Annotated in this window: 7 protein-coding genes and 1 other RNA gene; 2 read left to right on the forward strand and 6 right to left on the reverse strand. The window is 57.1% G+C overall.

From position 1 onward, the window contains the following. The 5 genes from ACMKFF_RS04955 to ACMKFF_RS04975 form a co-directional block, all read right to left on the reverse strand. Positions 1-293 (reverse strand): hypothetical protein (locus tag ACMKFF_RS04955; RefSeq protein ID WP_419496245.1); only part of this gene is annotated, 293 nt, incomplete at its 3' end. 242 nt (positions 294-535) lie between these two features. Further along, positions 536-884, reverse strand: a transfer-messenger RNA (tmRNA) gene (gene ssrA, locus ACMKFF_RS04960). A gap of 65 nt (positions 885-949) precedes the next feature. Further along, a complete protein-coding gene (locus ACMKFF_RS04965; protein WP_417323920.1) occupies positions 950-1,489 on the reverse strand; it encodes a peptidylprolyl isomerase in 540 nt (179 codons plus the stop codon). 2 nt (positions 1,490-1,491) lie between these two features. After that, positions 1,492-1,956, reverse strand: coding sequence for an SsrA-binding protein SmpB (smpB, locus tag ACMKFF_RS04970; RefSeq protein ID WP_417323919.1), 465 nt, complete (start codon positions 1,954-1,956; stop codon positions 1,492-1,494). A gap of 44 nt (positions 1,957-2,000) precedes the next feature. Beyond that, a complete protein-coding gene (locus ACMKFF_RS04975) occupies positions 2,001-2,660 on the reverse strand; it encodes an HAD family hydrolase (RefSeq protein WP_419496246.1) in 660 nt (219 codons plus the stop codon). Between the two features lie 338 nt (positions 2,661-2,998). On the opposite strand from ACMKFF_RS04975, the gene ACMKFF_RS04980 reads away from it, so the two are divergent. Both ACMKFF_RS04980 and ACMKFF_RS04985 read left to right on the forward strand, forming a co-directional pair. Further along, positions 2,999-3,283, forward strand: a complete 285-nt coding sequence (locus ACMKFF_RS04980; protein ID WP_418464888.1) for a hypothetical protein — start codon at positions 2,999-3,001, stop codon at positions 3,281-3,283. After that, positions 3,271-4,539 carry a DNA polymerase Y family protein gene (locus ACMKFF_RS04985; RefSeq protein ID WP_419496247.1) on the forward strand — a complete coding sequence of 423 codons (1,269 nt, stop codon included), beginning with the start codon at positions 3,271-3,273 and terminating at the stop codon, positions 4,537-4,539. Before ACMKFF_RS04980 ends, ACMKFF_RS04985 begins: the two co-directional genes overlap by 13 nt. Before the next feature lie 138 nt (positions 4,540-4,677). Here ACMKFF_RS04985 and ACMKFF_RS04990 read toward each other — a convergent pair. Then, positions 4,678-5,665: hypothetical protein (locus ACMKFF_RS04990; RefSeq protein WP_419496248.1), on the reverse strand; the 988-nt coding region annotated here is incomplete at its 5' end.

Raw genomic sequence — 5,665 nt, forward strand, 5'->3', positions numbered from 1 at the left:
ATCTTAGGGATTTGGGATGTAATAAGCAATCTAAAGTCATCGACAATGTGAGACCCCGTCTTATAAAAATTTGAGGGGAAACGAAGTGCCTGCTCACCTTTGGCCTGAACAATTATTGCGCTCATTGCCAACTCTGCTGAAACCCCAGCAAGTCCGATGGCAATCGAATTCTCAGATGCAGGCTCACGCGACTCATATCGTCGTGGTAATCCCAATGCAGCAACGGCCAAACTAATTGATTCGACACTTGCTTCCAATAGTCTTATAGTATCGCGCTTCAAATACATTGGCATTGTTATCCCTCCTTGATTTTATGGTGTATTCATATTATATCATAAAAAGCCGAAAACGGTAGCATTCCGTTGATAAACATATTCCAAAATAACCCTGTTGTGAAGTTTTAGAACGCTTCAGAAATATAAAAAAGCGCCGTCTCGGGTTTCCTCCCAAGACGGCGTTTTTCTGTTGCGGATCAGAGCGAACATTTCACGGCGAAACCGCCGCTGAAGAAATAGGTGTTCGTCCGAACCTTGTTTGGTGGAGGCGGGGAGAGTCGAACTCCCGTCCGAAAGCAACTTGACTGGAACTTCTCCGGGCGCAGTCCGTTATTTACATTCCCTCATCCGGACGGGAACGGACACCCTGCCGGATTTGGTAGCTTCATGATGCATGGTGCGGGCAAAGCTTACCGCACGCACGGTCTCCACTCAAATCACACCCGAGCCCGGCTCGTGGACCTTCCGGGGCGGATGGGCGCCTAATTAGGCAGCCAGTGCGTACTGATTGTTGTCAGTTAATTTTAAAAAGTTGCCCGTTTTATCGTGGCCAGGCGCCACGGCCCGCTATTCCAGCCTCACTACCCCCGTCGAAACCGGTACGCCCCCGGATCGAGAAAATATGGGCTGCGCGGGAGGCAGGGGAGAGCCTGCCTCCTGCGAAAGCTTACAAATTAAAATCTGCCGTAGGGATCCTTGAGCTTCTTCGGCTCCGGATAGGTCTCACCCTTTGTATCGACGCGGACAGACTTCATCTTCTGCTCGGTCTCCGGGCGGTCATTGCGGTCCGTCTTGACCTGGCAGATGGCGTCGACGACCTCCATGCCGGAGAGCACCTTGCCGAACGCAGCATACTGCTTATCGAGATGCGGCGCGTCCTGATGCATGATGAAGAACTGCGAACCGGCGGAGTTCGGAGACTGCGCGCGCGCCATGGACAGCACGCCGCGCTTATGCTTCAGCTTATTGTCCACGCCGTTGAACAGGAACTCGCCCTTGATGCAGTAGCCGGGACCGCCCATGCCGGTGCCCTCGGGGCAGCCGCCCTGGATCATGAAGCCGGGAATGACGCGGTGGAAGATGAGGCCGTCATAAAAGCCGCTGTTTGCCAGCGAGATGAAGTTATAGACCGACTGCGGCGCGACATCCGGGTAGAGCTCGGCGGTGATGATGCCGCCGTTTTCCATTTCAATGGTCACAACAGGATTTTCCATGGTCAGTGATTCCTTTCTTTCATCGCGCGGTCGATCTGACGGCGCGCGTCCTTATTGGCGGCGTCCTGCCGCTTGTCATAGAGCTTTTTGCCCTTGCACAGCGCGACCTCGACCTTGACGCGGGAGTTTTTCAGATAAACGGAGAGCGGAACGATGGCGTAGCCGTCGAGCTGGACCTTGGAGGCCAGCCGCTGGATCTCACGCTTGTGCATGAGCAGGCGACGCGGGCGGATAGGGTCCTTATTGAAGATGTTGCCCTTTTCATAGGGGCTGATATGCATCTGCCGCACCCAGAGCTCTCCGTCCTTCACGCTGCACCAGGCGTCCTTGAGGTTCAGGGTGCCAAGCCGGATGGACTTGACCTCCGTGCCGAACAGCTCAATGCCCGCCTCGAAGCGCTCCTCGACGAAATATTCATGAAACGCCTTGGAATTTTTGGCAACGATCTTGACGCCGGTCTTCTCCATCTGTTCACCCCGCTTTCCTGTTATTTTCTATTATATCATATTTGTCAAGCACCAAACAGCAGCGGCTCGAGCTCCTGCACGGTCTCGAGATAAAAATCGCTGAAGCGGCGCAGAAAAGCGCGGATCTCGGGGTCGTCGTGCGACCAGCCCGCGCAGGCGAACGGCACGCCGCAGGCGTGGGCCATGTCATAGCCGGGCTTGAGATCATCCACCATCAATAGCTCATCCGGACGCAGGTCATACAGCCGCATGATCTCCTGCAGGGCGTAGGGCGATGGCTTGCGGCGGTCCTCGCCGAGGTCCCAGTCGAAAATCTGATCCGGCTCCAGATCGAAGTACAGCCGGTAATCGCGCAGGATGTTTTCACGCGCGGAGTGCGACGAGACGCACAGCAGGCCACCCTCCTGCTTCCAGCGCGTCAGGATGGGGCGCAGGCCGTCATAGGGGGGCGGGATATGTGTGGCGACATAGCTTCGCCACATGTCATACTGCACGTCGATCTCCTCGGGCGTCAGGCCGATATAGTCGCTGCAAAGAGCGGAAAAGCCAGGGGAGAAGCACCAACGGGTGAATTCCTCGCGTGTGATGGTTCTGCCGGGGCGAAGCACCTTCAGGGCTTCGAGAAAGCTGGGATAATTAACGGTCTCCTCGCTGCGCACGACGGTATCGTCGTGATCGAGCACGAGACAGCGATAGTTCAGCATAGGTTCCTCCAGAAAGGATTTCGATATAAATGGGAAAGATCGAGAGCCGGTGTGCGGCGGTGAGCGCCCGGTAGGGGAACATTCAATGGCCGAAGGACACCCGTTGCATTATCCTGACGTGTCATTGCGAGGAGCGAAGCGACGCAGCGATCTCATAGGACGAGGTTGGATAGCAGGCAGCCTTTGGCGAAAACGTGACCGGGACATCCGCGTATTCTTTTCCATCATTATTTTAGCAGAATTTCCCACAAAATGCAAATCCTTCCCTACGGATTTCTGCCTTGATTTACGAACAAATGTTTGATATAATGAGAGCAGAAACAAGCGGAGGTGAGCGCATGGAGGATATCGTGAACCGGCAGATCGAAATGATCTCCGTCTGCGCGGCGGACGGAGCGCTGACGCCGATCCGCTTCCGCATGGAGGACGGCGAGCATATGCTGCGCACCGTCCCGATCCGGCAGGTCGTCTGCTCCCGGCCGATCTCCTATGCCGGGGTGGAGGCAATCCAGTACCTCTGCAAGACGCAGCTGGGGCAGCAGGAGGCGCTGCTGGAGCTGCGCTATACCGTGCGGACACATCGCTGGACGCTTTTCCGGGTGGTGTACGGATGCCCCGGGTGATCTTTCATGTGGATGTGAACAGCGCGTTCCTGTCGTGGTCGGCGGCTTACCGCGTGCGGGTGCTGGGCGAACAGGAGGACCTGCGCGACATTCCCTCCGCCGTGGCCGGGGAGCGTGCAGAACGGCACGGCATCATTCTGGCCAAGAGCATTCCAGCGAAAAAGTGCGGCGTGAAAACAGGCGAGCAGATCTTTCTGGCGCAGCAAAAATGTCCGGGGCTGAAGCTCGTGCCGCCGGACTATGCGCTGTATGTAGAGGCCTCGCGGCGCTTCATCGCCCTGCTGCGGGAATTCGCGCCGGTCGTGGAGCAGTATTCCATCGACGAGGCGTGGGCCGACCTGAGCGGCACGGAGGGGCTTTATGGCTCGCCGGTCGCGGCGGCGGAGCTGCTGCGCGCGCGCATCCGCGAGGAGCTGGGCTTTACGGTGAATATTGGCATCTCCTCCAATAAGCTGCTGGCCAAAATGGCAGGGGAGTTTGAAAAGCCGGACAAGGTCCACACGCTGTTCCCGGAGGAGGTGCCGCAGAAGCTCTGGCCGCTGCCGGTGCGGGAGCTGTTTATGCTCGGGCCTGCCACGGAGCGCCGGCTCAACCGCATCGGCATCCACACGATCGGCGAGCTGGCGCAGGCAGACCCGGAGCTGGTGCTGCACTATCTGAATAAGCCGGGACTGGCACTGTGGCACTCGGCAAACGGCCGGTGCAGCGAGGAGCTGCTGCCGCAGCCGGAGGCGAACAAGGGCTACGGTAATTCCACAACACTGCCCGCCGATGTCAGGACGGAGGTAGATGCGCAGCGCGTGCTGCTGTCGCTCTGCGAAACGGTCGCCATGCGCCTGCGGCGGGACGGCAAGGCGGCGCGGTGCATTTCCGTGAGCCTGCGGAGCGCGGATTTCGTCACGTTTTCTCACCAGACGATGCTGCGGGAGGCCGTGCACGGGACGGAGGAGCTGTTCCGCTGCGCCTGCCGGGTCTTTGCCGAGGCATGGGACGGGCAAACGCCGCTGCGCCAGCTCGGTGTGCAGGCCACAAGGCTGGAGGAGCCGCAGCCGCGCCAGCTTGACCTGTTTGCCGTGGGCGGCGCGCAGCAGTATGCCCGCAAGGCGATCCTGGACGGGACCGTGGATGCTCTGCGTGAAAAATACGGCGAGGGCGTCATCCGGCGGGCGCGCTTTACCGGAGCGGACACCGTGCTGGCAGGCGGACTGGCCAGGGAGCGGCGGACGGGAATCACAAAGCCGCTGGATGCGGAGTAAAAGGCATGAAACGGATGCAGATACGCCACAGCATTGTCAAGGATAAGGCAGGTTATCGGAGAACCTGCGCGGCCCCCCAATTTTGGAGGAAAGAAATGCAATGACGTAATGCCGCCCGATGTACCCGCGCACCGTGGCTTATTCGCACTCTATGATCGGAGGAATAAAGCGCTCAATTGCACGGCGCAGCTTGGGGTGGCGAATGACGAAATGAATGCACGGCGCTTTATTCTTTGATACCATTGCCCATTTCCCTTCGTGAATCAGGATATTGAGATTGCTGAACGGCTGAAAATGCACCAATTCCAGGGAATAGTTCGGCTGGCACTTTTCAAAATTTTCCGTCAGACGGAGATGCTCCAGATATTCCTTGTAGCTATAGAGGAAATCGTGCTCCGGAAACAGGCCGGAAACCGGAAGAGAGACGGAGGTCTCCTCAAATTCAGCTTGTGTCAGCAGTGGAAGTTCATCCCTGACATGATTGTCCTGCAGCACGCGGAGGAAGAGGATGCGCTGCTGTTCTGCAAAAGAAAGAATTTTCCGCTGCTCCGCCTCCGGTATGTGGCGAACTGTCAGAAATGTCGTCAGAAATTCGGGCGTTGCCGTATAGATAGGCGGTGCAGACAGAAGATTTCGACGCTTCCCGGCGGTTTCGCTGTCTGCCGCCAGAAAGGCATTCAGTTCATTTTGCGACGTCTCTCGATAAATGTCCATCAGGGGCTTCGCTTTCTGCAGCAGATCATCTGCACGCTTCCGGTAATAGGCCAGATCACGCTTTCCCCTTGAAAGGCGATACATTCCGTCTTCATGACAGCCTGCAATACACTCGCCCGAAAGCGCGGCGGAGCCGGAAACCTTCAGAAAGTGGCAAAAAACAGTGTTCGGTGCGCTCTGAAGATAGTAAGGAGAGATCTGCCCGGTCATATAGAGGGGGATGTGGCTTTCCAATCCCAGCATCATCTCCTGAAACGGACGGTTGAGGCTGTGAATGATGTTCAGATGCAGGCCCTTTTTCAGCAGGAGGGCCAGTCCGAGCATATATTTCTTGGAAAAATCCAGATCAGCTGCCATATCCTCCATCGGCATATCGCTGTAGAGGAATACAGGCTCAGTCGATTTGGAAATG

The sequence above is a fragment of the Faecousia sp. genome, from assembly GCF_048519415.1.
GTDB lineage: Bacteria > Bacillota > Clostridia > Oscillospirales > Oscillospiraceae > JAZOXB01.